21 protein-coding genes and 1 pseudogene are annotated in these 24,051 nt (G+C 71.2%); 16 read left to right on the top strand and 6 right to left on the bottom strand.

What is annotated here, in order from left to right:
* Positions 1 to 211: 211 nt before the first annotated feature.
* Positions 212 to 1,135: an NADP-dependent oxidoreductase gene (locus tag ABT004_RS29395; protein WP_351342711.1), complete on the bottom strand. Its 924-nt coding sequence runs from the start codon at positions 1,133 to 1,135 to the stop codon at positions 212 to 214.
* A gap of 401 nt (positions 1,136 to 1,536) precedes the next feature.
* Between ABT004_RS29395 and ABT004_RS29390 the strand changes: the two genes are divergently transcribed.
* Positions 1,537 to 1,680: a hypothetical protein gene (locus ABT004_RS29390; RefSeq protein ID WP_266714423.1), complete on the top strand. Its 144-nt coding sequence runs from the start codon at positions 1,537 to 1,539 to the stop codon at positions 1,678 to 1,680.
* A 28-nt stretch (positions 1,681 to 1,708) separates the two neighbouring features.
* Here the strand turns inward: ABT004_RS29390 and ABT004_RS29385 are convergent, their stop codons facing one another.
* Positions 1,709 to 3,268, bottom strand: a complete 1,560-nt coding sequence (locus ABT004_RS29385; RefSeq protein WP_351342709.1) for a purple acid phosphatase family protein — start codon at positions 3,266 to 3,268, stop codon at positions 1,709 to 1,711.
* A gap of 130 nt (positions 3,269 to 3,398) precedes the next feature.
* Here ABT004_RS29385 and ABT004_RS29380 point away from each other — a divergent pair, with 130 nt between their 5' ends.
* The 6 genes from ABT004_RS29380 to ABT004_RS29355 all read left to right on the top strand — a co-directional run bounded on the left by ABT004_RS29380 (position 3,399) and on the right by ABT004_RS29355 (position 10,080).
* Positions 3,399 to 4,442, top strand: coding sequence for a 3-isopropylmalate dehydrogenase (locus ABT004_RS29380; protein WP_351342707.1), 1,044 nt, complete (start codon positions 3,399 to 3,401; stop codon positions 4,440 to 4,442).
* A 279-nt stretch (positions 4,443 to 4,721) separates the two neighbouring features.
* A complete protein-coding gene (locus ABT004_RS29375; RefSeq protein WP_351342705.1) occupies positions 4,722 to 5,810 on the top strand; it encodes a branched-chain amino acid aminotransferase in 1,089 nt (362 codons plus the stop codon).
* A 197-nt stretch (positions 5,811 to 6,007) separates the two neighbouring features.
* On the top strand, positions 6,008 to 6,706 hold the full coding sequence (ureA, locus tag ABT004_RS29370; RefSeq protein WP_351342704.1) for an urease subunit gamma: 699 nt from the start codon (positions 6,008 to 6,010) through the stop codon (positions 6,704 to 6,706).
* A complete protein-coding gene (locus ABT004_RS29365) occupies positions 6,703 to 8,415 on the top strand; it encodes an urease subunit alpha (protein ID WP_351342702.1) in 1,713 nt (570 codons plus the stop codon). The genes ureA and ABT004_RS29365 overlap by 4 nt, the downstream gene beginning before the upstream one ends.
* 24 nt (positions 8,416 to 8,439) lie before the next feature.
* Complete coding sequence (locus tag ABT004_RS29360) at positions 8,440 to 9,471, top strand: agmatine deiminase family protein (protein WP_351342714.1); 1,032 nt, start codon at positions 8,440 to 8,442, stop codon at positions 9,469 to 9,471.
* Positions 9,472 to 9,537: 66 nt separating this feature from the next.
* Positions 9,538 to 10,080, top strand: coding sequence for a TetR/AcrR family transcriptional regulator (locus ABT004_RS29355; RefSeq protein ID WP_351342712.1), 543 nt, complete (start codon positions 9,538 to 9,540; stop codon positions 10,078 to 10,080).
* On the opposite strand, the gene ABT004_RS29350 is transcribed toward ABT004_RS29355, so the two are convergent.
* The 3 genes and pseudogenes from ABT004_RS29350 to ABT004_RS29340 all read right to left on the bottom strand — a co-directional run bounded on the left by ABT004_RS29350 (position 10,077) and on the right by ABT004_RS29340 (position 12,627).
* Complete coding sequence (locus tag ABT004_RS29350; RefSeq protein WP_351342700.1) at positions 10,077 to 10,934, bottom strand: 5-oxoprolinase subunit C family protein; 858 nt, start codon at positions 10,932 to 10,934, stop codon at positions 10,077 to 10,079. The genes ABT004_RS29355 and ABT004_RS29350 overlap by 4 nt on opposite strands.
* A gap of 314 nt (positions 10,935 to 11,248) precedes the next feature.
* Positions 11,249 to 11,860, bottom strand: a pseudogene (locus tag ABT004_RS29345) (5-oxoprolinase subunit B family protein); the annotation flags it as partial.
* 2 nt (positions 11,861 to 11,862) lie between these two features.
* On the bottom strand, positions 11,863 to 12,627 hold the full coding sequence (locus tag ABT004_RS29340) for a LamB/YcsF family protein (RefSeq protein WP_351342698.1): 765 nt from the start codon (positions 12,625 to 12,627) through the stop codon (positions 11,863 to 11,865).
* A gap of 171 nt (positions 12,628 to 12,798) precedes the next feature.
* On the opposite strand from ABT004_RS29340, the gene ABT004_RS29335 reads away from it, so the two are divergent.
* From ABT004_RS29335 to ABT004_RS29315, 5 genes are all read left to right on the top strand, one after another.
* The gene (locus tag ABT004_RS29335) at positions 12,799 to 13,542 is read left to right on the top strand and encodes a DUF969 domain-containing protein (protein ID WP_351342696.1); all 744 of its coding nucleotides are present in this window, start codon (positions 12,799 to 12,801) and stop codon (positions 13,540 to 13,542) included.
* Positions 13,539 to 14,498, top strand: a complete 960-nt coding sequence (locus ABT004_RS29330) for a DUF979 domain-containing protein (protein ID WP_351342694.1) — start codon at positions 13,539 to 13,541, stop codon at positions 14,496 to 14,498. The genes ABT004_RS29335 and ABT004_RS29330 overlap by 4 nt, the downstream gene beginning before the upstream one ends.
* 13 nt (positions 14,499 to 14,511) lie before the next feature.
* The gene (gene pcp, locus ABT004_RS29325; protein WP_351342692.1) at positions 14,512 to 15,156 is read left to right on the top strand and encodes a pyroglutamyl-peptidase I; all 645 of its coding nucleotides are present in this window, start codon (positions 14,512 to 14,514) and stop codon (positions 15,154 to 15,156) included.
* Between the two features lie 112 nt (positions 15,157 to 15,268).
* Positions 15,269 to 16,264 (top strand): DUF2891 domain-containing protein, encoded by a 996-nt coding sequence (locus ABT004_RS29320; RefSeq protein WP_351342690.1) that lies wholly within the window; start codon positions 15,269 to 15,271, stop codon positions 16,262 to 16,264.
* Positions 16,265 to 16,318: 54 nt separating this feature from the next.
* Positions 16,319 to 17,644, top strand: a complete 1,326-nt coding sequence (locus ABT004_RS29315) for an MFS transporter (protein WP_351342688.1) — start codon at positions 16,319 to 16,321, stop codon at positions 17,642 to 17,644.
* A 25-nt stretch (positions 17,645 to 17,669) separates the two neighbouring features.
* Here the strand turns inward: ABT004_RS29315 and ABT004_RS29310 are convergent, their stop codons facing one another.
* Positions 17,670 to 18,416, bottom strand: coding sequence for a TetR/AcrR family transcriptional regulator (locus ABT004_RS29310; RefSeq protein ID WP_351342686.1), 747 nt, complete (start codon positions 18,414 to 18,416; stop codon positions 17,670 to 17,672).
* Positions 18,417 to 18,550: 134 nt separating this feature from the next.
* Between ABT004_RS29310 and ABT004_RS29305 the strand changes: the two genes are divergently transcribed.
* From ABT004_RS29305 to ABT004_RS29290, 4 genes are all read left to right on the top strand, one after another.
* Entirely contained in the window at positions 18,551 to 19,144 is a 594-nt protein-coding gene (locus tag ABT004_RS29305) for an NADPH-dependent FMN reductase (RefSeq protein WP_351342684.1), read from the top strand.
* 7 nt (positions 19,145 to 19,151) lie between these two features.
* Positions 19,152 to 20,573 carry an MDR family MFS transporter gene (locus ABT004_RS29300; protein WP_351342682.1) on the top strand — a complete coding sequence of 474 codons (1,422 nt, stop codon included), beginning with the start codon at positions 19,152 to 19,154 and terminating at the stop codon, positions 20,571 to 20,573.
* A 308-nt stretch (positions 20,574 to 20,881) separates the two neighbouring features.
* A complete protein-coding gene (gene cimA / locus ABT004_RS29295; RefSeq protein WP_351342680.1) occupies positions 20,882 to 22,531 on the top strand; it encodes a citramalate synthase in 1,650 nt (549 codons plus the stop codon).
* 125 nt (positions 22,532 to 22,656) lie between these two features.
* Positions 22,657 to 24,000 carry a hypothetical protein gene (locus ABT004_RS29290; RefSeq protein WP_351342678.1) on the top strand — a complete coding sequence of 448 codons (1,344 nt, stop codon included), beginning with the start codon at positions 22,657 to 22,659 and terminating at the stop codon, positions 23,998 to 24,000.
* Positions 24,001 to 24,051: the final 51 nt, after the last annotated feature.

The raw sequence follows: 24,051 nt of genomic DNA, 5'->3' as shown, positions 1-24,051 counted from the left end.
CGCCTCTGCAGCGTGTCGCCGTCCCCCGGCCACGGGGCTCCGCCCCGGACCCCGCTGCTCAATCGCCGCAGGGGCTATAAATAGCCCTTGCGGCGATTGAGCAGACCCACCCGGCAGGGCCGCTCATAGCCCCTGCGGCGATTGAGCAGGCCCGTCCGGCAGGACTTTCGGGAAGGGGCGGGGTGGGGGAGGCAAGCGGTCCCGGTGTCGCTCAGGGCAGGGTGAGGACCGTCTTGCCCTGGGTGTGGCCCGAGGCACCCAGTTCGTGCGCCTTGGCCGCCTCCTCCAGGGGAAGCGTGGCCGAGACGTGCGGCCGCAGCCGCCCCGCGGCCAGCAACGCCGCCGCCTTCCGGAGCGTCGCCCCCGACGGCTGCACCGAGATGGGCGCGAACCGGACACCCCGGGTCTCGGCGTCCTCCTGACTGACCCCGGGATCCCAGAGCATCGCCGAGGCCAGGAGCCCACCGGGCCGCAGCGTGACCAGAGTGCGCGGCCCGTAGTCGCCACCGATCAGGTCCATGGCCACGTCCACGTCCCGCAGGGCATGGGCGAAATCCGTGGTCGTGTAGTCGATGGGCTCGTCCACACCCAGCTCCCGCAGGAAGTCGTGCTTGTCGGCGCGCGCCGTCCCGATCACGTACGCGCCCTCGGCCTTGGCGATCTGGACCGCCACGTGCCCGACGCCCCCGGCCGCCGCGTGCACCAGCACCCTGCGGCCGGGCCCGATCTGCCCCACGTCGACGAGCGCGAGCCACGAGGTGAGCGCCGCCGCGGGCACCGCCGCCGCGTGGACGTGGTCGACATTGCCCGGCTTCGGCGCCAGGTGCTCGGTCCGGATCACGACGTACTCGGCGTAGCCGCCACCCCGGATCATCGCGAACACCTCGTCGCCCGGCCGGAATTCGGTGACTTCCTGGCCCGCCGCCTCGACGACGCCCGACACGTCCCAGCCGAGCGTGAACGGCGGATCGCCGAGGAGCGGTGCGGCGCCGGAGCGCGCCATCCGGTCCACCGGGTTCACCCCCACGGCCCGGACCCGGACCAGTACCTCACCCGGCCCCGGCTCGGGCCGGTCCACCTCCACCACTTCGAGCACCTCGGGTCCGCCGAGCCGGCGCTGACTGATGACGCGCATGGTGGGACTCCTCCCCAGGGACCGGCCGGGCCACCGCGGCCCGGCCGGTAGGGGACCCATCGTGGTGCGTGGACGGCGGCCACGCCATGGCCCGGCCCGGCCACGCGACCGGACTCGGCCACCACTGTGAGCACTGTTGTCGATGGGGCTGGTGGGGCCCAAGACGCGGGTCCCGTCTCAGATAGTAGGAAGTCCGAGTAATTGTGGAGACAGAAGCAGAGACCTGTCCTAGCTTTGTAGAAGCCGAACGACTCGCCCGATCCGGCGAATGGCGGCAGCGAGCCGGAGCACCTGGCAGGCAACCCCTGCAGCTCCTGCTTCCCGCCCTTCCGGCACCTCGAAATCCCCTTGCGCACATGGCGCGCGAGGATTCCCACGGATTCTCAAGGAGTCGATCCCTCATGGCCACTGCGACGCCCGTCCGCCGCCGAGTCCGTCACGTCTCCCCGTCGAGCGAAGCCGACCGCCAGGCCGCCAGGACCGCGGCCGCCGCCCTCCAGCGCGCGCTGGACCGCAGGGACAACGGCGGCGAGACCGGTCACTGAGATCCGGGCCTGATAAAAAAGCCAGGCCCTACGCCCTTCTTCGTACCTCGAAGTGGTCGATGCGCTCGCCGCTCTCGGCCAGCGCCGACACCTTCATCCGGCCCCTCTCCACCTCCACCGCGAGGAACGAGAAGCCGGCGTACCGCACCCGGGACCATTCCACGGTGTCCGGGTCGGGCAGGCGTGACGTCGTCCAGTGGAAGGTGACGATCGACTCGCGATCGTGCACGTCGCCTTCGTAGCTGTCCGGCACGCCCGGCCCGAAGCCGTAGAGGTCCTTGCCGGCGCCGCCCGCGGTGACGTACACGATGCCGTCGCGCGTCGGATCGGTCGATGCGCCGACCGGCACCGGCTTGCCGACCTCCCCGTTCCCCGCGCCCTTGATCGCGTCCGTGCGCTCGTAGACGTGGTTGTGCCCGTTGATCACCAGGTCCACCTGGTGCTTGGCGAACAGTGGCACCCACGCGTCGCGCACCCCGCCGTCCGAGGCGTGCGTGGACGTCGAGTACGCGCAGTGGTGGAAGAAGACGACCACGAACTCGATGTCGTCCCGCGCCCGCAGCTCACCGAGCCGCTTGTCGAGCCAGGCGGTCTGCTTCCCGTCCAGGTAGCCCCTGTTGGCGGGGATCTCGTACGAGACGTCGTTCGCGTCGAGCGCGACCACGCCCACGCTCCCGTACGTGAAGGAGTAGACGCCGGGAGCCTTCGACGGGTCCGGGCCGTTCTCGGGAAGCGACCAGCGTGCGCTCTGTCCGCCGTAGCCGTTCGGGGAGTACCAGGCCTCCATGTCGTGGTTCCCGGTCGTCACCATCCACGGCACCGACTTGGCGACCGTCTCCGTCTGCGCGAGGAACTGATCCCACACCCGCGCGTCGTACGTGTCCGACTCCCTGCCCTGGCCGCTGCTGTCGGCGTAGCAGATGTCGCCCGCGTGCAGGTGGAAGGACGGGTTCTGCCCGAGAATCATCTGGTCGCCCGCGAGCGCGTCGTAGCTGACGCCCTGGTCGCCGAAGGCCGTGAAGACGAACGACTCCGGGGCGGCCGGCGCCGTACGGAAGGTGCCGAGTGTGCCGAGGCGCTCCGCGTCGGCCGGGTCGAAGCCGTCGTGGCCGACGCCGTAGTAGTACGTCGTGCCGGGCCTGAGGTGGTCGAGCGCGGCGTGCAGGTAGAGCTGCTCGACCTCGGGGAGCTTCTTCGACAGCGACGGGGTGTGCAGGGCGCGCACCTCCGCCGCGATCTTCCGGCTCAGCTCCCAGGGCTTCGATCCCACCCGCAGATAGGGGTCCTTGACCGCGAACGGCACCTGCCACGAGATCCGCATCTGCGTCTTCGGGTCGGCGCCGAAGGCGAGATGCCGGCCGAAGGGGGCGACGAGGGAGCCGTCGACGCGCACCGGGCCGCGCCGCGGGACGACGGTGGTGGCCGCCGTCGCCGTGCCGCCGCCGAGGAGGGCGACCCCGCCCACCGTCCCGGCGGCCCCCGCCAGCATCCGGCGCCTGCTGAACTTCGTACGGAGGTACTCGTGTTGTTCCGCCATGCTCATCCGCTGGGCGAGCCGCTCCGGGATGCCGACGTTCGGAGTGTCCATGGCAGGAGAACTTCCCAGCGACCGTCAACTCCCGCCAGACGTACGGGTGAACAAAGAGCGACAGGTGGACGGTCGTCCGGATCGTGGACAGCCCATGTCATTCCATGGGACAAGGAGTACGGTGCTGAACATGTCTCGCAGCATCAATCTCGCAGTGATCCCCGGTGACGGTATCGGCCAGGAGGTCGTGGCCCAGGGTCTCAAGGTCCTCTCCGCCGTCCTTCCGCAGGATGTGAAGCTGGAGACCGAGGAGTACGACTTCGGCGCCAAGCGCTACCACGCGTCCGGTGAGACCCTCACCGAGGACGACCTCGTCTCGCTCAAGAAGCACGACGCCATCCTGCTCGGCGCCATCGGCGACCCGTCGGTGCCGTCCGGCGTCCTGGAGCGCGGCTTCCTGCTGAAGCTCCGCTTCGCGTTCGACCACCACGTCAACCTGCGCCCGTCGAAGCTCCTTCCGGGTGTCTCGACGCCGCTCGCGGGCAAGCCGGACATCGACTTCGTCGTCGTCCGCGAGGGCACCGAGGGCCCGTACACGGGCAACGGCGGCGTGATCCGCAAGGGCACCGAGCACGAGGTCGCCACCGAGGTCTCCGTCAACACCGCGTTCGGTGTGGAGCGCGTGGTCCGTGACGCCTTCGCCCGCGCCCAGGCCCGCCCCCGTAAGAAGCTCACGCTGGTCCACAAGAACAACGTGCTGACCTTCGCGGGCCACCTGTGGACGAACATCTTCAACAAGGTGGCCAAGGAGTTCCCCGAGGTCACCACCGACTACATCCACGTCGACGCGGCGACGATCTACCTCGTCACCGACCCGGCCCGCTTCGACGTGATCGTCACCGACAACCTCTTCGGCGACATCATCACCGACCTCGCCGCGGCCGTCTCCGGCGGTATCGGCGTCGCGGCCTCCGGGAACATCAACCCGAGCCGCGAGTTCCCGTCCATGTTCGAGCCCGTGCACGGCTCGGCCCCGGACATCGCGGGCCAGGGCAAGGCCGACCCGAGCGCCACGATCCTCTCGGTCGCCCTCCTCCTGCGTCACCTCGGGTACGAGGCCGAGGCCGCCCGCATCGAGACCGCGGTCTCCGCGGACCTCGGCGAGCGCGGCGATGCCGTGCGTTCCACCGACGAGATCGGTGACGCCCTCGTCGCCCGAGTAGTAGCCGGCTGACCCGGCGCTCATCTCGTACTGCTGAAAACAGCAGCCGCCGGGTCGCACACCGCGCCCGGCGGCTGTTCTCGTGCGGCCCCTGGGTGCGACCATCAACCCATGGGCCGCTTTTACGCCCCCGTACCCGACAGGTACCACCGGGTCCGTTTCCGAGCACACCCCGTCTCGCGCGATAATCGAACGCGGGACCGCGATGTACGTGGAAGCTCGGACGTCCTAGTACAAAGGGTGCAGGCGTGAACGCGGTCCGTCACAACCAACGGTGAAGGACACGCAACCATGACGACGCCCACGATCGAGCTCAAGCCCACCGCCACCCCGCTGTCCGCCGCGCAGCGCGAGGAGATCCTGGCCAACCCGGGATTCGGCCGCCACTTCACCGACCACATGGTGACGGTGAGGTGGACCGAGGGGCGGGGCTGGCACGACGGGCAGCTGGTGCCCTACGGACCGCTCTCCCTCGACCCGGCCACGAACGTCCTGCACTACGCGCAGGAGATCTTCGAGGGCCTGAAGGCCTACCGCCGCCCCGACGGTTCGGTCGCCACCTTCCGGCCCGACATGAACGCCAAGCGCTTCCAGCACTCCGCCTGGCGCCTCGGCATGCCCGAGCTGCCGGTCGAGACCTTCGTCGAGGCCTGTGACCTGCTCGTCCAGCAGGACAAGGACTGGGTGCCCGCGCACGGTGGCGAGGAGTCGCTCTACCTGCGCCCGTTCATGATCGCGACCGAGGTCGGGCTGGGCGTGAAGCCCGCCAACGAGTACCTCTTCATCGTCATCGCCTCGCCCGCGGGCGCGTACTTCCCCGGCGGCGTGAAGCCCGTCTCCATCTGGCTCTCCGAGGACCGCGTGCGCGCCGTGCCCGGCGGTGTCGGCGACGCCAAGACCGGTGGCAACTACGCGGCGTCGCTGCTCGCGCAGGCCGAGGCCGCCGCGAAGGGCTGCGACCAGGTCGCCTACCTCGACGCCGTCGAGCACAAGTGGGTCGAGGAACTGGGCGGCATGAACCTGTACTTCGTGTACGGCGACAAAATCGTCACGCCCACCCTCACCGGTTCGCTGCTCGCCGGCGTCACCCGTGACTCGCTCCTCCAGGTCGCCCGCGACCTCGGCTACGAGTCGGAGGAGCGCCGCATCTCCATCGACGAGTGGCAGGCCGCCACGGAGTCCGGCGAGCTGACCGAGGTCTTCGCGTGCGGCACCGCCGCCGTCATCACGCCGGTCGGCACGGTCAAGCGTGCGAGCGCCGAGTGGACCCAGTCCGGCGGCGAGGCCGGCGAGGTCACGATGAAGCTGCGCAACGCGCTCCTGGACATCCAGCGCGGCAAGGCCGAGGACACGCATGGCTGGATGCACGAGCTGGGCTAGTCGCTCCGCTCGGCCGGTCGGCCTACCAGTGCAGGGCCGCACTCCCGTTCGGGGGTGCGGCCCTGTTTGCGTGTGCGCCGTGCGGCGATTTTAGAGCGCGATTCAACCTGCACCGCACCCTGTCACCACCTGGCCTTCCAGCTCGCAGCGGCCAGCGTTAGAATGGCGCTCTAAGAACGACGAGGAGGCGTGACGGCGTGAGACTGACCCCCACGGAACGTGACCGGCTGCTGCTGTTCGGCGCCGCCGAGCTCGCGCGGGCCCGCAAGGCGCGCGGCCTGCGGCTCAACGTGCCGGAGGCGACCGCCCTGATCGCGGACACCGTCTGCGAGGCGGCCCGCGACGGGGAGCGGCTCGCCGAGGCGATCGAGGCGGCGCGCTCCGTGCTCGGGCCCGACGACGTGCTGCCGGGCGTCGCCGATGTGGTGACCGAGGTGCACGTCGAGGCGGTCTTCGACGACGGTTCGCGGCTCGCGGTCGTGAGTGACCCGATCGCGGGCGGCAGTCTCACGGACGAGGCCCCCGGCGCGCTGCTGCCCGGCCCCGAACACCACGACCCCGGGCCCGAGTTGACGCTCACCGTCACCAACACGGCGACCGTCCCCGTCTCCGTCACCTCCCACTTCCACTTCTTCGAGGTCAACCCGCGCCTGGACTTCGTACGGGACAAGGCGTACGGGATGCGGCTCGCGGTGCCCGCGGGGTCGTCGGTGCGGTTCGGGCCGGGGGAGACCCGGGACGTCGGGCTTCTGCCGATCGGCGGGGCCCGGGTCGCCATTGGGTTCGCGGGTCTGGTCGACGGTCCGCTGGACGCCCCCGGCGCCCGCGAGGAGGCGCTGCGCCGCGCCGCCGCCTGCGGATACCGGGGTGCCAAGATTGAGGAGGAGGGCCGATGAGCCGCCCCGGAGGCCACGCCGCCGAAGCCCGCCGACTGACCCCCTACGAGTACGCGGGGACGCACGGCCCGCGCGCCGGTGACCGCGTCCGGCTCGGGGACTCGGGGCTCACCATCAAGGTCGAGTCCGACTCCCAGAGTTACGGGGACGAGTTCCTCGCCGGGTTCGGCAAGACCGCGCGTGACGGGCTGCACCTGAAGGCCGCCGCGGTCCGCGACACCTGCGACATCGTGATCAGCAACGTCGTGGTGATCGATGCCGCGCTCGGGATCAGGAAGGTCTCCATCGGGATCCGGGAGGGCCGCATCCACGCCGTCGGGCGGGCCGGAAACCCGGACACGTTGGACGGCGTCGACGTCGTGGTCGGCACGGGCACGACGATCGTCTCCGGCGAGGGCATGATCGCCACCGCCGGAGCCGTCGACACCCACGTGCATCTGCTGTCGCCGCGCATCATGGAGGCCTCGCTCGCCTCCGGCGTCACCACGATCATCGGCCAGGAGTTCGGCCCGGTCTGGGGCGTCGGGGTCAACTCGCCGTGGGCGATGAAGCACGCGTTCTCCGCCTTCGACGCGTGGCCGGTCAACATCGGCTTCCTGGGCCGGGGTTCGTCCTCCGAGGACGCCCCGCTGGTCGAGGCACTCGCCGAGGGCGGCGCCTGCGGATTCAAGGTGCACGAGGACATGGGCGCACACAACCGCGCCCTCGACACCGCCCTCCGGGTGGCGGAGGAGCACGACGTCCAAGTCGCCCTGCACAGCGACGGGTTGAACGAGTGCCTGTCGGTCGAGGACACCCTCAAGGTGCTCGAAGGCCGGACCATCCACGCCTTCCACATCGAGGGCTGCGGCGGCGGCCACGTGCCAAATGTACTGAAGATGGCGGGAGTTCCGAACGTCATCGGCTCGTCCACCAACCCGACCCTCCCCTTCGGCCGCGACGCCGTCGCCGAGCACTACGGCATGATCGTCTCCGTCCACGACCTGAAGACGGACCTCCCCGGCGACGCCGCGATGGCCCGCGACCGGATCCGCGCCGGGACGATGGGTGCCGAGGACGTACTGCACGACCTGGGCGCCATCGGCATCACGTCCTCGGACGCGCAGGGCATGGGGCGTGCGGGGGAGACCGTGCGCAGGACGTTCGCGATGGCCGGGAAGATGAAGGGCGAGCTCGGCGACCCGGGCGTCGGCCACGACAACGAGCGCGTCCTGCGCTACATGGCGAAGCTGACCATCAACCCGGCCATCGCGCACGGCCTCTCGCACGAGATCGGGTCGCTCGAGCCCGGCAAGATGGCCGACATCGTGCTGTGGCGCCCCGAGTTCTTCGGCGCCAAGCCGCAGCTCGTCCTGAAGTCCGGCTTCCCCGCGTACGGGGTGGTGGGTGACCCCAACGCCGCCACCGACACCTGCGAACCCCTGGTTCTCGGCCCGCAGTTCGGGGCGTACGGAGCGACGGCCGCCGAGCTGTCGGTCGCCTTCGTCGCGCAGGCCGCCGTCGACGACGGGCACGACACGATGCCCACCCGCAGGCGCCGCGTCGCGGTCCGCGGCACGCGCGGCATCGGCCCCGCCGATCTGCGCCTCAACTCCCGTACGGGAGCGGTCGACGTGGACCAGCGCACGGGCCTCGTCACCCTCGACGGCGACCCGCTGCGCTCCGAGCCGGCCGAGTCCGTCTCCCTCAACCGCCTCTACTTCCTGTAAGGGATCGAGCTCATGACGCAGCCCATGACGTATGTGATGCCGCCCGAGTGGGCCCCGCACGCGCGCACGTGGATGGCGTGGCCGGGCCCCAACCCGACCTTCTCCGACGAGGCCGAACTGGCCGGGGCGCGGGCCGCGTGGGCTTCCGTAGCTCATGCGGTGCGCCGCCACGAGCCGCTGACGATGGTCGTCGGCACGGGGCAGGCGGAGTCCGCGCGGGCGCTGCTCGACCCGTCGATCGAGCTGGTCGAGCGGGAACTGGACGACGCGTGGATGCGCGACATCGGCCCTACGTTCGTGAGGCATTCCGGGTCCGGTGAACTGGCCGCCGTGGACTGGACGTTCAACGGCTGGGGCGCGCAGAGCTGGGCCCGCTGGGAGCACGACGCGAAGATCGCGCGCCATGTCGCGGACCTGGCCGGTGTGCCCGTGCACTCCACGTCGCTCGTCAACGAGGGCGGCGGCATCCACGTCGACGGCGAGGGCACGGTGCTCCTGACGAAGACGGTGCAGCTCGACGAGGGCCGAAACCCGGGCCGCCCCAAGGGCGACGTCGAGGCGGAGATCCACGCCCGGATCGGCACGTCCAAGGCGATCTGGCTGCCGCGCGGACTCACCGCGGACTACGGCGAGTTCGGCACGCGTGGACATGTCGACATCGTGGCGGCCTTCGCGGCGCCCGGTGTGGTCCTGGTCCACTCTCAGCGGGACCCGGCGCACCCGGACTTCGAGGTGAGCCGCGAGATCATCGGCTGCCTCGCCGGGCAGACGGACGCGCGGGGCAGGCCCCTGGAGATCGTCGAGGTCCCGGCGCCGAAGGTCCTCACGGACGCGGCGGACGGCGGCTGGGTCGACTACTCGTACATCAACCACTACCTCTGCAACGACGGCGTGGTGCTGTGCGGCTTCGACGACCCGAACGACGAGGAGGCCGCGGCGATCTTCCGCCGGCTGTTCCCGTCCCGGACGGTCACCCTCGTCGACGCCCGCACGATCTTCGCGGCGGGCGGCGGCATCCACTGCATCACTCAGCAGCAACCGCTCTCGGGTGCCTGAGCGGTGACCGGGACGCAGCGCCGACGCACACCGGCGCCACCGCGCGAGGCCGTGCTCGCCGCGACCATGGCGATGATCGCCGAGCACGGCCTCGAACGGCTGACGCTCGCCGCGCTCGGCCGCGAGGTCGGCATGAGCAGCGGCCACCTCGCGTACCACTTCGGCAGCAAGGACGAGCTGCTGCTGCGGACGCTGGAGTGGAGTGAGGGTCGACTGGGCGCGCGCCGCCGGGAGTTGCTGGTCGGCGGCAGCAGCGCGCGGGAGCGCCTCGACGCCTACGTCGACCTGTACGTCCCGGACGCGCCGCGCGATCCGCACTGGACGTTGTGGCTCGAGGTGTTCAACCGCTCGCGCAACGCCGACGACGACGCGCGGGCCCGCCAGGCCGCCATCGAGGGGACCTGGCACCGCGACCTCGTGGCGCTGCTCGCCGAGGGCGTCTCACGCGGCGAGTTCGGGGCCCTCGACCCGGACCGCTTCGCGACCCGGCTGCGGGCGCTGCTCGACGGCTTCTCCATCGCGGTGGCGATCGGCCTGCGCGCGGACCGGGGCCAGGTCATGGGCCACGTACGGGAGTTCCTGGACGAAGCCCTGTCCCGGAACGGCTAGAGGGTGAACCGGAGCGGGGTGCCGGGCGCCGCCTGGGCCGCCGCGCCGAGGGCGTCCTCGTCCACGACGGCGATCACCGGGTAGCCGCCGGTCGTCGGATGGTCGTGGAGGAACACCACGGGCCGCCCGTCCGGGGGCACCTGCACCGCGCCGAGCACCATGCCCTCGCTGGGTAGCTCGCCGTCCAACTCCCGTTCCAGGGAGGGCCCTTCGGTACGCAGGCCGATCCGGTTGCTGTTGGCCGAGACGGTGTACGTGGCGGTGACGAAGGTGCGGCGCGCGCCCTCGGTGAACCAGTCCGTGCGCGGCCCGAACCGGGCCGGCAGCACGAGTTCCTCCGGGGGAGCGGTCCATGGTGCGGCCACCGGTGTGGCGGGGTGCGCACCGGGTGCCTCGCCGACGGGCAACAGGTCCCCCGCGCCCAGCGGTGCGGGGCCGAGCCCCGACAGCAGATCGGTGGACCGGCTCCCGAGCACGGCCTCGACGGCGAACCCTCCGGCTACGGCGACGTAGGACCGCACGCCTGCACTGGCCGTGCCCACGTCGAGGGTCGCTCCGGCCGGCACGTACACGGGTACGCCCCAAGCGGCGGGCGCCCCGTCGACGGTGACCGGGCACGGCGCCCCACCCACGACGAAGCTGACGCCCTGGTCGGGGCGCAACGCACACCCGGTGAGGGTCGTCTCCAGTACGGCGGCGTCCTCCGGATTCCCGACCAGCCGGTTGGCCAGCCGCAGCGCATCCGCGTCCAGCGCGCCGGACCTGGGAACGCCGAGGTGGGCGTGGCCGATCCGCCCGGAGTCCTGAATGGTGGTGAGCGCCCCGGCCCGCACGACGGTGATCTTCCCGCTCATGCCGTGCCCCCTCCCGCCCCGTCCGTCCTCCGCACTGTGGGGCTCCGCCCCACACCCCGCTGGCTCTCGTCCGAAAGCGGGGCTTGATATGCCGAACCGGTCCCCGCCGACCCTTGAGACGCGGACAGATCAAGCCTCGACTCATGAGGCGATGAAGCGGGCAATTCAAGCCCCTGCGGCGATTGGGCAGCGGAGCCCCGTGACGTCAACCCCGTGGGGGCATGAGTCGTGGGCTCCGGCCCGGCGGCGACATCAAGCCCCGCCGGCGATTGAGGCGCGGGGTCCGGGGCGGAGCCCCGTGGCGTCGGCCCCGTCGGGGCGAAACGGACCCGTGTCCCAGGCGACAACAGCGCCGCCGCCGACCGCCCCACATCCCACAGAACCCCGGGATCCGGCATCGTCCCGATCAACTGCCACCCACCCGGCGACTCCCGCGGATACACCGCCGAGTACCCCCCAGCCACCCCAACCGCCCCCGCAGGAACCCGCGTACGCGGAGTCGCCCGCCGCGGCACCCGCAACCCCTCCGGCAACCCGGCCAGATACCCGAACCCCGGCGCGAACCCGCAGAACGCCACCCGGTACTCGAACGAGGAGTGCACCGCGGCGACCTCCGCCACCGACACCCCCCACAGCCCCGCCACCTCCGCCAGATCCGGCCCGTCGTACACGACAGGAATCGTCACGACGTCCCCCTCCGCCACGGAGCCCACCGGCACATCCCACTCGCCCACCTGGCGCGCGAGCGCATCCCGCTCCGCCACCCCGTCGAGCAGCACCGTCCGCGCCCCCGGCACGATCTCCCGCACCGGCGGCAGCACCCCCGCACCGCGCCTGCGCAGCACCTCCGCGTGGAACGCCCCCGCCTGCTCGGCGTCGTCGAACTCCACCAGCAGCGCCCGCCGCCCGGCAGCCCGTACGCGCATGCTCACGTGAACGCCCCGACCTCAACCCCGGCGCCCTCGAGCGCCACCCGCACCCGCGCCGCGATCGCCGCCGCGCCAGGGGTGTCACCGTGCACGCACAACGACCGCGCGGCGACGGCGACATGGGACCCGTCGACCGCCTCGACCCCTCCGTCCACCGCGAACGCGACGGACCGGCGCACCACGGCGTCCGCGTCCTCGACGACGGCGCCCGGCTCGCGGCGCGGCACGAGCGTGCCCTCGGGGGTGTACGCACGGTCGGCGAAGGCCTCGCGCACGGGCCGCAGCCCGAACTCCTCGGCCACGCGCAGCAGTTGGGATCCGGGGAGCCCCAGCACGGGCAGCTCCCCACCCGCGAGCCGCGCACCGTCGACGACCGCACGGGCCTGTTCCGCGTCCCGCACGGTCCGGTTGTAGAGCGCCCCGTGCGGCTTCACGTACGCCACCTCGGCGCCGGCCGCCTCGGCGAACACCCGCAACGCCCCGATCTGGTACGCCACTTCGGACGCAAGCTCGTCCGGCGGCACGTCCATGGCGCGCCGCCCGAACCCGGCGAGGTCCCGGTACGAGACCTGCGCCCCGATCTGTACACCGCGCTCGGCGGCCAGGTCGCAGACCCGGCGCATCACGGAGGGATCGCCGGCGTGGAACCCGCAGGCGACGTTGGCGCTGGTCACCACGGAGAGCAGGGCCTCGTCGTCGGTGAGGCTCCACCGGCCGAAGCCTTCGCCGAGGTCGGCATTGAGGTCGATGACATCCTGGATCACGAGCTCAAGGTAGAGGATCGTTGAACGATCCGACAAGGGTCAAGATTCGGTCTCGATGAAAGCCCGATCGGATGTCCGCGCTCCGGAACCTCTTGTTAGATCGTTGAACGATCCTCTAGGGTCCGTGCATCCCTCATCCATAAGTGCGTCCCTCATCGAAAAGGCCGCCGCATGATCGTTCTGCTCGGCGTGCTCGTGGTGATCCTCGGATTCGTCACGCGCCGCAATCCCGTTCTCGTGGTCGGTGTCGCCGGCATCGTCACCGGGCTGCTCGGCAAGATGAACCCGCTGGAGATCCTCGCCGCCTTCGGCACCTCCTTCGCCGACAGCCGCTCCGTCACCGTCTTCGCCATCGTGCTGCCGGTGATCGGCCTCCTGGAGCGCTACGGCCTGCGCGAACAGGCCCGCACCCTCATCGGGAAACTCGGCAAGCTCAGCGCCGGCCGCTTCCTCACCGCGTACCTGCTGGTCCGCCAGGTCACCGCCGCCTTCGGCCTCAACAACCTCGGCGGCCCCGCCCAGGCGGTCCGCCCGCTCGTCGCGCCGATGGCGGAGGCCGCCGCCGAACGCAAGTCCGGGGCCGTGCTCCCGGACAAGATGCGCGAGAAGGTCCGCTCCTACTCGGCGTCCGCCGACACCGTCGGCGTCTTCTTCGGTGAGGACTGCTTCATCGCGATCGGCTCGATCCTGCTGATCACCGGATTCGTGAACTCGACGTACCACGAGCACCTCGAACCCACGCAGCTCGCGCTGTGGGCCATCCCGCTGGCCGTCTGCGCCTTCTTCATCCACGGCGCCCGCCTGCTGCGCCTCGACAGGCATCTGGAGCGCGAGATGGCGCTCGCCGCCGCCGAGCACGACATCCCGCTGCCGAAGCAGACCCCGGGCGACTCCGGGAAGGAGACCGCCAAGTGATCAAGGTCGAATGGCTCTACTGGCTGATCGGTCTCGTCTTCGTCGTCATGGCCGTGCAGATGGCGAGGGACCGGACCAACCCCAAGCGCTGGACGTCGGCCGCCTTCTGGGGGCTGCTCGGACTGACCTTCCCCTACGGCACCGGGGTCGCGGGCGGCTCGAAGGCGCTGCCCGCCGAACCCCTGGGCGTTGCGGTCCTCGCGCTGATCGCGCTCGCCGGGTTCAACTTCATCGGCAAGGGCGAACCGGTCACGACCACGCAGGAGCAGCGCGAGAAGTCCGCGGTCCGCCTCGGCAACAAGCTGTTCATCCCGGCGCTCACCATCCCGATCGTCGCCATCATCTGCGCGTCCTTCCTCGACGAATCGGGGATCTTCGAGACCGGCCAGGCCACCCTCCTCGGGCTCGGCGTCGGCTGCGTCGCGGCGCTCGTCGTCGGGATGCTGGTCACCGGCGAGCGCAAGGTGTCGACGCCGATCCACTCCGGCCGCTCGATGCTGGAGGCGATGGGCGCGGCGCTGCTGCTGCCCCAACTCCTCTCCGTCCTCGGCACGATCTTCGCGGTCGCAGGCGTCGGCAGCCAGGTCGGCCGGATCACGAACGCCATGCTGCCGGACGACTCCAAGTACCTGGCCGTGATCGCGTACTGCGTCGGCATGTTCCTGTTCACCGTGATCATGGGCAACGCCTTCGCGGCCTTCCCCGTCATGACGGCGGCGATCGGCTGGCCGGTGCTCATCCAGCAGATGGGCGGCAACGAGCCCGCGGTCCTCGCGATGGGCATGCTCGCGGGCTTCAGCGGCACGCTCATCACGCCCATGGCCGCCAACTTCAACATCGTCCCGGCGACCCTCCTCGAACTGAAGGACCAGTACGGGCCGATCAAGGCACAACTGCCGACGGGCTTCGCGCTCCTCGGCTGCAACATCGTGATCATGTCGCTGTTCGCGTTCTAGGAGGTCGGAGCCGATGACCCGGGTACTGCTCACGGGATTCGAACCGTTCGGCGGGGAGTCCTTGAACCCGTCGTGGGAGGCGGCGCGGGCGGTCGCCGCCGCGCCACCGGAAGGTCTCGCCGTCACGGCGGTCCAACTCCCGTGCGTCTTCGGCGAATCACTGAAGACGCTACGGGCCGCGGTCACCGAGACCCGCCCCGACCTGGTCGTCTGCCTCGGCCAGGCGGGCGGCCGCCCCGGCGTCACGATCGAGCGCGTCGCCATCAACGTCGACGATGCCCGCATCCCCGACAACGCGGGTGCGCAACCGATCGACGTCCCGGTGGTACCGGGCGGCCCGGCCGCCTACTTCTCGACGCTGCCGGTGAAGGCGTGCGTGTCGGCGATGCGCTCCGCGGGGGTCCCGACAGCACTCTCCAACACGGCCGGAACGTTCGTCTGCAACCACGTGGCCTACGGCCTCGCCCACCTCCTGGCCACGGAACTCCCGGACACCCGGGGCGGCTTCGTCCACGTCCCGTGGGCACCGGACCAGGTACCGGACGGCTCAGCACCGTCCCTCCCGGCCGAAACGGTCGCCACGGCCATCCGTTCGTTGCTGCTGACGGCTGCCTCGACGAACGAAGACCTCAAGGTCACGGAGGGCGCAACGCACTGACGGCCAGGGGCGCGGGGAACTGCGCAAACCGGACCACAGCAGCACCGCACCCGGCGACGCACACGCACCCCGCGGGCACGCGCCCGCACCCCGCCCCACCGAAAGGCCCCCCATGCTCACCCCGGACGAAACCGCCCAGCTGGCGGCAGCCAACGTCACCCGTGAATACCCCAACTTCACGGCCCACCTCACCACCTCCCCGGACGACAACGCCCGCCCGAGCGAGCTCCACCCCGCCTTCTACGGCGCCTACGACTGGCACAGCTCCGTGCACATGCACTGGCTGCTGCTCCGGACCCGGCCGGAGGCCCACGCCGACGTACTCGACCGCCACCTCACCCGCGAGAACCTCACCCGGGAAGCCGACTACCTCCTCGCCCGACCGGGCTTCGAGCGCCCCTACGGCTGGGCCTGGCTCGTCGCGCTCGCCGCGCAGTGCGAGGGCACCCGCTGGGCCGACGCCTTCGCCCCGGCCGTGGACGCGGTCGACCGCCTCCTCACGGACTGGCTCCCGAAGGCCACGTATCCCGTACGCCACGGCATCCACGCCAACAGCGCCTTCGCCCTCGGCCTGATCCTCGACACGGGGGAGCGGGCCGGACTGCCCGCCCGCACCCTCGACGCCGTACGGGAACGACTGCGGAGCTGGTTCGCCGCGGACCACGACGCGCCCGCCCACTGGGAGCCCTCCGGCCAGGACTTCCTGTCGCCGGCGCTGACCGAGGCCGACGCGATGCGCCGCGTGTTCGAGAACGCCGACGACTTCGCCGCCTGGCTCGACCGCTTCCTCCCCGCCCTCGCCGCCGACGCCCCCTGCGCACTCCTCGACGTACCGGTCGTCTCCGACCACGCCGACCCGCACATCGGCCACCTTCTCGGCCTCGCGCTCTCCCGCGCCGCCGCGCTGCGCACGATCGCGAACGCACTGCCGGAGGGACTCGTGCGCGAGCGGCTCACGAAGGCGGCCGAGGAGCACCTCGACGCGGGCCTCCCGGCCGTCGAGAGCGGCGACTTCACGACCGACCACTGGCTCGCGACGTTCGCCGAACTCGCGCGTGAACCGCACCGCGAACAGCCCCGTGAACACTATGAACGCAAGTACGCGTGATCGTTGCCCGGGTGCTCTTGCTCTGAGCATGACCACTCCCGCATCGTGCCGATCATGGGACGAGAACAATGGAAGAAGATCCTGGTCGGCTCGGCCGGGAACATGGTCGAGTGGTTCGACTGGTTCGTGTACGCGAGCTTCGCGACGTACTTCGCGGGATCCTTCTTCCCGAGCGGCAACCCGACCGCCCAGCTGATGAACACCGCCGGCATCTTCGCCGTCGGCTTCTTCATGCGCCCCGTGGGCGGCTGGCTGCTCGGCCGGGTCGGTGACCGCAAGGGCCGCAAGGCGGCGCTGACCCTCACCGTCTCGCTGATGTCCGCGTCGGCGGTGCTCATCGCCATCGCGCCGACGTACGCGGTGGCCGGCTACGGCGGCGCCGTCGTGCTGCTGATCGCGCGCCTGCTCCAGGGCCTCTCGGTCGGCGGCGAGTACGCGGCCAGCGCCACCTACCTCACCGAGGCCTCGTCCCCGGAGAAGCGCGGCTTCGCCTCCAGCTTCCAGTACGTGTCGATGACGGCGGGCCAGATCGTCGGCCTCGGGCTGATGATCGTGCTCCAGCGCACCATGACCGACGGCGCCCTGCACAGCTGGGGCTGGCGCATCCCGTTCATCATCGGCGCCCTCGGCGCGGCGATCATCTTCTACCTGCGCCGCAACATGCTGGAGACCGAGGTCTACGAGGAGTCCGCCGACGCGGACGCCACCGTGGGCGGCGACGACAAGGGCACCATCAAGGCGCTGATGGCGCACAAGCGCGAGGCGTTCCTCGTGATCGCGCTGACCATGGGCGGCACGGTCGCGTACTACACGTACACGACGTACCTGACGAAGTACCTGTCCAATTCGGCGGGCCTCAGCAAGGACACGGCCACCCTCGTCTCCTTCTTCGCCCTCGTCGTCTTCGCCTGTCTGCAACCGCTCGCCGGCGCGCTGTCCGACCGGATCGGCCGCCGCCCGCTGCTGATCACCTTCGCGGTCGGCTCCACCTTCCTGACCGTGCCGATCATGACGCTGCTCCAGCACGCGGGCTCGTTCTGGCCGGCCCTCGGCCTCTCCCTGCTCGCCCTCGTCATCGTCACGGGCTACACGTCCATCAACGCCTGCGTGAAGGCCGAGCTCTTCCCGACGGGCATCCGCGCCCTCGGCGTGGCTCTCCCGTACGCCATCGCCAACGCCCTCTTCGGCGGCACCGCCGAATACGTGGCGCTCTGGTTCAAGGACGCGGGCATCGAGTCGGGCTTCTACTGGTACGTCGCCGGGTGCGCGGCCGTCTCGCTGATCGTCTACCTGACGATGCGCGAGACCCGCGACATCGACCTGAACCAGGTCAAGAACGCGGAGGCCGTCGGCGGCACGCCGGCGAAGCAGACCGCCTGACCGCAGCGGGCTCTTTTCGTACGGGTCAGATGTCGAGTCGCCGCGCGATCCCGTCGAGCACGCAGTCGAGGCCGAACTCGAACTCCCAGGCCGGGTCGTCCTTGCGGGTCGCCGACAGGGCGTACTGGTGGTAGTTCGGGTAACGGCCGCTTTCCAACAGGTACTTCATCTGCGGGGCGAGCGCCTCCCGCGTCTCGTCGCCGCTCTTCCAACCGTGCCGCTCGCGGTACTCGCGCAGCGCGATCTCGGTCTGGGTCGCGCCGTGCACGAACGCGCCGACCGTGCGGTGGGCGGCCACCATCGCGTCCGTGTCGAGCTCCTTGGTCGCCAGCGCCTTCAACTGCCGCTCCGCCACTGCCATCCGCGCCGGGGTGAGCTGGATGAGCGGCAACGGCGTCTGCCCGAGCCAGGGGTGACGGAGCATCAACTCCCGTGTCTGGAGCCCGAAGGAGCGCAGCACCTCGCGCCAGTCGGTCACGTCGTCGGGCACGGTCAGCTCGGCCGAGACCCGGTCGAACATCAGCGCCCACAGATCCTCTTTGTCGGAGACGTGCCGGTACGCGGCCATCGGGGCGACGCCCAGCTTGGTGGCCAGGCGGCGCATGGTGACGGCGGCGCCGCCCTCCTCGTCGGCCAGTTCCACGGCCGCCGCGGCGATCCGCGCCAGGGTTAGCGAGGCGCGCCGGGTGGGCGCGGGCCGCTCAAGACGCTCCCAGAGCGAGGGCTCGACGAGGCCGCCCGCCTCGCTCTCGGCCTTCCCCTGTGCCACCACGCCATCGACCCCTCTCGCTTCTCACTTCTCACGCATGAACGTGTACAGCGTATCCCCAGTGGACGCCGTACACATCGATGTGTACGTTGTACGCACACCAGAGTGTACGCCGTACACAAACAGGGGGTTCCGTCATGCCAAGCACCGATCCGCTCCGCGTCGCCGTCCTCGTCGGCTCGACCCGCGAGGGCCGCTTCGCGCCCGTCGTGACGAAGTGGCTCGCCGGCCACCTCGGGCAGCGCGCCGATCTGCGCGCCGACGTCGTCGACCTCGCCGAGACGCCGTTGCCGACCGTCCTGCCGGCCTTCGGTGAGCAGCCGCCGCCCGGCGCGACGGAGGCCCTCGCCCGGGTCTCGCCGCGCCTCGCCGCCGCCGACGCGTTCATCCTCGTCACGCCCGAGTACAACCACAGCTTCCCGGCGTCCCTGAAGAACGCGATCGACTGGCACAACACGGAGTGGCATGGCAAGCCGGTCGGCTTCGTCTCGTACGGGGGCCTGTCCGGTGGGCTGCGCGCGGTCGAGCAACTGCGGGTCGTCATGGCCGAGTTGAACGCCATGAGCGTCCGCAACACGGTCAGCTTCCACAACGCCTGGGGCGCGTTCGACGCGGACGGCCGGGTCGACGATCCGGCCGTGGACGCCGCGGCCAAGGCGATGCTCGACCAGCTGACCTGGTGGGCGCATGCCCTGCGCGACGCCAAGTCCGATCGCCCGTACGCGGCTTGAGGCGACCATGACGACACTCACGGAAGAGATGCGGCGGACCGCGGAGCGCGCGCCCTCCCGGCTCGTGATCGCCGGGCTGCTGCTCGGTATCGTGCTCGCCACGCTGGACGGCACCATCGTCGGCACGGCCCTGCCCGTCATCGTCGGCGACCTCGGCGGCATGGATCATCTGTCCTGGGTGGTCACCGCCTACCTGCTGGCCACGGCCGTGACCACCCCGCTGTGGGGCAAGGTCGGCGACCTGTACGGCCGCAAGGGCAGCTATCTCGCCTCGATCTCCGTCTTCCTCGCCGGGTCCGTGCTGTGCGGACTCGCCCAGGACATGGGGCAGTTGATCGCGTTCCGGGCGGTGCAGGGCATCGGTGCGGGCGGCCTGTTCGTGGGAGCGATCTCGCTCGTGGGGACGCTGCTCGGGCCCGCGGAGGCGGGCCGCTCGCAGGCCGTCATCGGCGTGCTGCTGCCCGCCGCGATGATCGGCGGCCCACTGATCGGCGGCTTCCTCACGGACCAGTTGGACTGGCGGTGGGTGTTCTACGTCAATGTGCCCGTCGGGGCCCTCGCTCTCGCCGTCGTCGGGGCGGGCGTGCGGGTGCGCACCGAGCGGGTGAAGGCGCGGGTCGACCTCGCGGGCGCGGCGCTGCTCACCCTCGCGATCCTCGCCCTGACGTTGCTGTCGTCGTGGGCCGGGACGACGTACGCCTGGACGTCGCCACTGATCGGGGCGCTCGCCCTGGTCTCGGCGGCGGCCCTCGCCGGGTTCGTCGCGGTGGAGCGGCGCGCGGCCGAGCCGGTGATCCCGCCGCGGCTGTTCCGCGACCGCAACTTCGGTGTCGCGCAGGTGCTGAGCTTCACCTCGGGGGCGGCCATGCTCGCGGCCGCCACGTATCTGCCGCAGTACATGCAGCACGTACGGGGCATGTCGGCGACGGGGAGCGGACTGCTGCTGCTCCCCCTGATGCTCGGCATGATGGGCGCCCAGCTGACCATCGGGCGGCGCGTGAGCAACGGCGGCCGCTACCGGCCCTACCCGCTCGCGGGCGGCGCCCTGGCGACGGCGGGCGCGCTGGCCCTGCTCCTGCTCGGCACGGGGACGGCGACGTGGGCGGCGTCCGCCCTGACGTTGGCCCTCGGCGTCGGCCTCGGCTGCCTGTTGCAGCCCTCGATGCTGATCACCATGAACAGCGCCGAGCCCCGCGACATGGGCGCGGCCAGCGGGACGCAGACGCTCCTTCGGACCGTCGGGGGCTCGCTCGGCGTCGCGGTGCTCGGGTCCGTGTTCGTCCAGCGGGTGCACGACGGCCCCGGTCCCGCGGGCATCGTCGACGGGCTGCACGGAGTGGCGGTCGGTACGGCGGTGCTGTGCGCGGTGGCGTTCGGGTCGGCGCACCTCGTACGGGAAGTGCCTCTCCGCGCACGGCAGCCGGGGTGACACCGGTCTGACCGCATCGTGAGACCACAGCCCAGGCCTCGCCGGGGCTGTGGCAAACTGCGTCCGTGCTCTCGTTGGCCATGATTATTGGCAGCAGGCGCGCCGGTCCGCAGTGACCACCTCGTACGACCCGGTACAGGTGGACACCGTCGTCCTCGACCCGCGCGCAGACCTCTCGCACCCGCGAGGGGTTTTTTCGGTTTCTGGCCCACCCGCAGCCAGGCCGAGAGCGCGAGGGATCATAGATGGACGGTGGAACCGGTCCTTCCGGTACGAAGACCGAGATCCCGATCAGGAGCCAGATCAGCATGAGCAGCAGCCCCAGTGAACGTCTCAGCGACACCGCCGGCGAACTCGACGATTCCCGCGAGGCCTCCGACGCCTTCCACGTCTTCGACACCACGCTGCGCGACGGCGCACAGCGCGAGGGCATCAACCTCACCGTCGCGGACAAGCTGGCCATTGCCCGGCACCTGGACGATTTCGGCGTGGGCTTCATCGAGGGCGGCTGGCCCGGCGCCAACCCCCGCGACACCGAGTTCTTCGCCCGCGCGCGAGAAGAGATCGACTTCAAGCACGCGCAGCTCGTCGCCTTCGGCGCCACCCGCAGGGCGAACGCCAAGGCGAGCGAGGACCCGCAGGTGCGGGCCCTCCTGGAGTCCGGCGCTCCGGTGATCTGCCTGGTCGCCAAGTCGCACGACCGGCACGTCGAACTGGCCCTGCGCACGACCCTCGAAGAGAACCTCGAGATGGTCCGCGACACGGTCTCCTACCTGGTCGCGGAGGGCCGCCGGGTCTTCGTCGACTGCGAGCACTTCTTCGACGGCTACCGCGCCAACGCCGAGTACGCGAAGTCCGTCGTCCGGGCCGCGCACGAGGCGGGCGCCTCCGTCGTCGTCCTCTGCGACACCAACGGCGGCTTCCTGCCCGCCCAGGTCCAGGCCGTCGTCTCCACCGTCATCGCCGACACCGGCGCCCGGCTCGGCATCCACGCCCAGGACGACACGGGCTGCGCCGTCGCCAACACCCTCGCCGCGGTGGACGCGGGCGCGACCCACGTCCAGTGCACGGCGAACGGCTACGGCGAGCGCGTCGGCAACTCCAACCTCTTCCCGGTCGTCGCCGCTCTGGAGCTCAAGTACGGCAAGAAGGTCCTCCCCGAGGGCGCGCTGCGCGAGATGACCCGTATCTCGCACGCCATCGCCGAGGTCGTGAACCTCACCCCCTCCACGCACCAGCCGTACGTGGGTGTCTCCGCGTTCGCGCACAAGGCGGGCCTGCACGCCTCCGCGATCAAGGTCGACCCGGACCTGTACCAGCACATCGACCCCGACCTCGTCGGCAACCGCATCCGCATGCTCGTGTCCGACATGGCGGGCCGCGCGTCCATCGAGCTCAAGGGCAAGGAGCTCGGCGTCGACCTCGGGGGCGACCGCGAGCTGATCGGCCGGGTCGTGGAGCGCGTCAAGGAGCGCGAACTCCAGGGCTACACGTACGAAGCGGCCGACGCCTCCTTCGAACTCCTGATGCGCGCCGAGGTCGAGGGCAAGGAGCGCAAGTACTTCCGCGTCGAGTCCTGGCGCGCGATCGTCGAGGACCGCCCCGACGGCTCGCACGCCAACGAGGCCACCGTGAAGCTGTGGGCCAAGGGCGAGCGCATCGTCGCCACGGCGGAGGGCAACGGCCCGGTGAACGCCCTCGACCGCGCGCTCCGCGTCGGCCTGGAGCGGATCTACCCGCAGCTCGCGAAGCTGGAGCTGGTCGACTACAAGGTCCGCATCCTGGAGGGCAAGCACGGCACGTCCTCCACGACCCGCGTCCTGATCTCGACGAGCGACGGCACCGGCGAGTGGTCCACGGTCGGCGTCGCCGAGAACGTGATCGCGGCGTCGTGGGGCGCGCTGGAGGACGCGTACACGTACGGGCTGCTGCGGGCGGGCGTGGAACCGGTCGAATAGACCTCTCAAGCCCACATCAAGCCCCGCCGGCGATTGAGGCGCGGGGGTCCGGGGCAGAGCCCCGGGACGCCAACCACGTCGCCGCGAGAGGGGCCCCACGTACCGCGCTGAGTTAGCGTCGATACATGAGGCCCCTCATCGCCGCCCTCGCCGCCCCGCTCCTCGCCCTGGGCGCCACCCTCACCGTGGCGCCCCCCGCGGCCGCCGCCACGGACGTGTCCACCGTGGCCGACGCCCTGGAGAAGAGCCCTGTCTACGTCGCGCCCGGCGCGGCCGGCGGGCTCACCTCGGACGACGTCGACGCGCTCGAGAACAAGATCAAGGACGCGAACAAGCCGGTCATGGTCGCGGTGCTGCCCGCCGACTTCCCGACGCAGAAGCTCTTCAGCGATCTCCGTGCGAAGACGGGGATCGTGGGCGTGTACGGGGTCCGCCTCGGCGACCGGTTCGACGCGCGCGCGGACAGTCGGGTGATGTCCCAGCAGGCCGTCAAGAACGCGGTGGGCAGCGTGCAGGGCGAGTCCGCCAAGAGCCAGCTCGACGACTTCGTGAGCACGTCGGTCCGGACGGCTAGGGGCTCGGCCCCGTCCGCCTGGGACGCGGGCGGCGGCGACGAGGGCGTCTCCGTAGGCCCCCTGATCGGCGTCGGCGCGGTCGTCGTGGTCGGCGGCGTCGGTGTCTACGCCCTGAGCCGGCGCAACCGGCGCAAGCGCGAGGAGGAGCAGCGCGAGGCCCTCGACAAGCTGCGGGTCGTCGTGGACGAGGACATCACGGCGTTCGGCGAGGAACTCGACCGGCTCGACTTCCACCCGGCGGAGGCCGGCGCCGACGACGCGATGCGGGCCGACTTCGAGCGGGCGCTCGACGCGTACGAGAAGGCCAAGCAGTACATGGCCGACGCCCGGCGCCCGGACGACGTACGCGGCGTGACGCAGGCCCTGGAGGACGGCCGGTTCGCACTCGCGCAGCTTGCCGCGCGCCGCGAGGGCCGCCCGCTGCCCGAGCGCAGGGCGCCCTGCTTCTTCGACCCGCGCCACGGCCCCTCCACCGAGGACGCCCTGTGGACGCCGCCCGGCGGCTCGTCCCGCGAGGTCCCGGTCTGCGCGGCGGACGCGACGCGGCTGCGGGACGGCGAGGACCCGCATGTGCGCACGGTCGACGCGGGGGCGGGGGAGCGCCGCCCGTACTACGACGCGGGCCCGGCGTACGGCCCGTGGGCCGGCGGCTACTTCGGCGGCGGCATGCTGCCGGGCCTGCTGGTCGGCACGGTGCTCGGCTCCATGCTGGCGAGCCCCGCCTACGCGGCCGACTACGGCGGCGGCGACTTCGGCGGCGGCTTCGACGGCGGCGACATCTCCGGCTCCGACTTCGACCCCGGCGACTTCGGCGGCGGCTTCGGCGACGGTGGGGGCGGCGACTTCGGCGGTGGCGGCGGCTTCGGCGGAGGGGACTTCGGCGGCGGTTCCTGAGGAGCAGCACGGCGGGACTGTGACGTGTAACGACGACCTGGCCGTCGTTAC

It is taken from the genome of Streptomyces sp. NPDC002790, assembly GCF_040295505.1.
Lineage (GTDB): Bacteria > Actinomycetota > Actinomycetes > Streptomycetales > Streptomycetaceae > Streptomyces.
The sequence above is the reverse complement of the archived record's forward strand: the minus strand, read 5'-3'. Positions and strand labels throughout refer to the sequence as shown.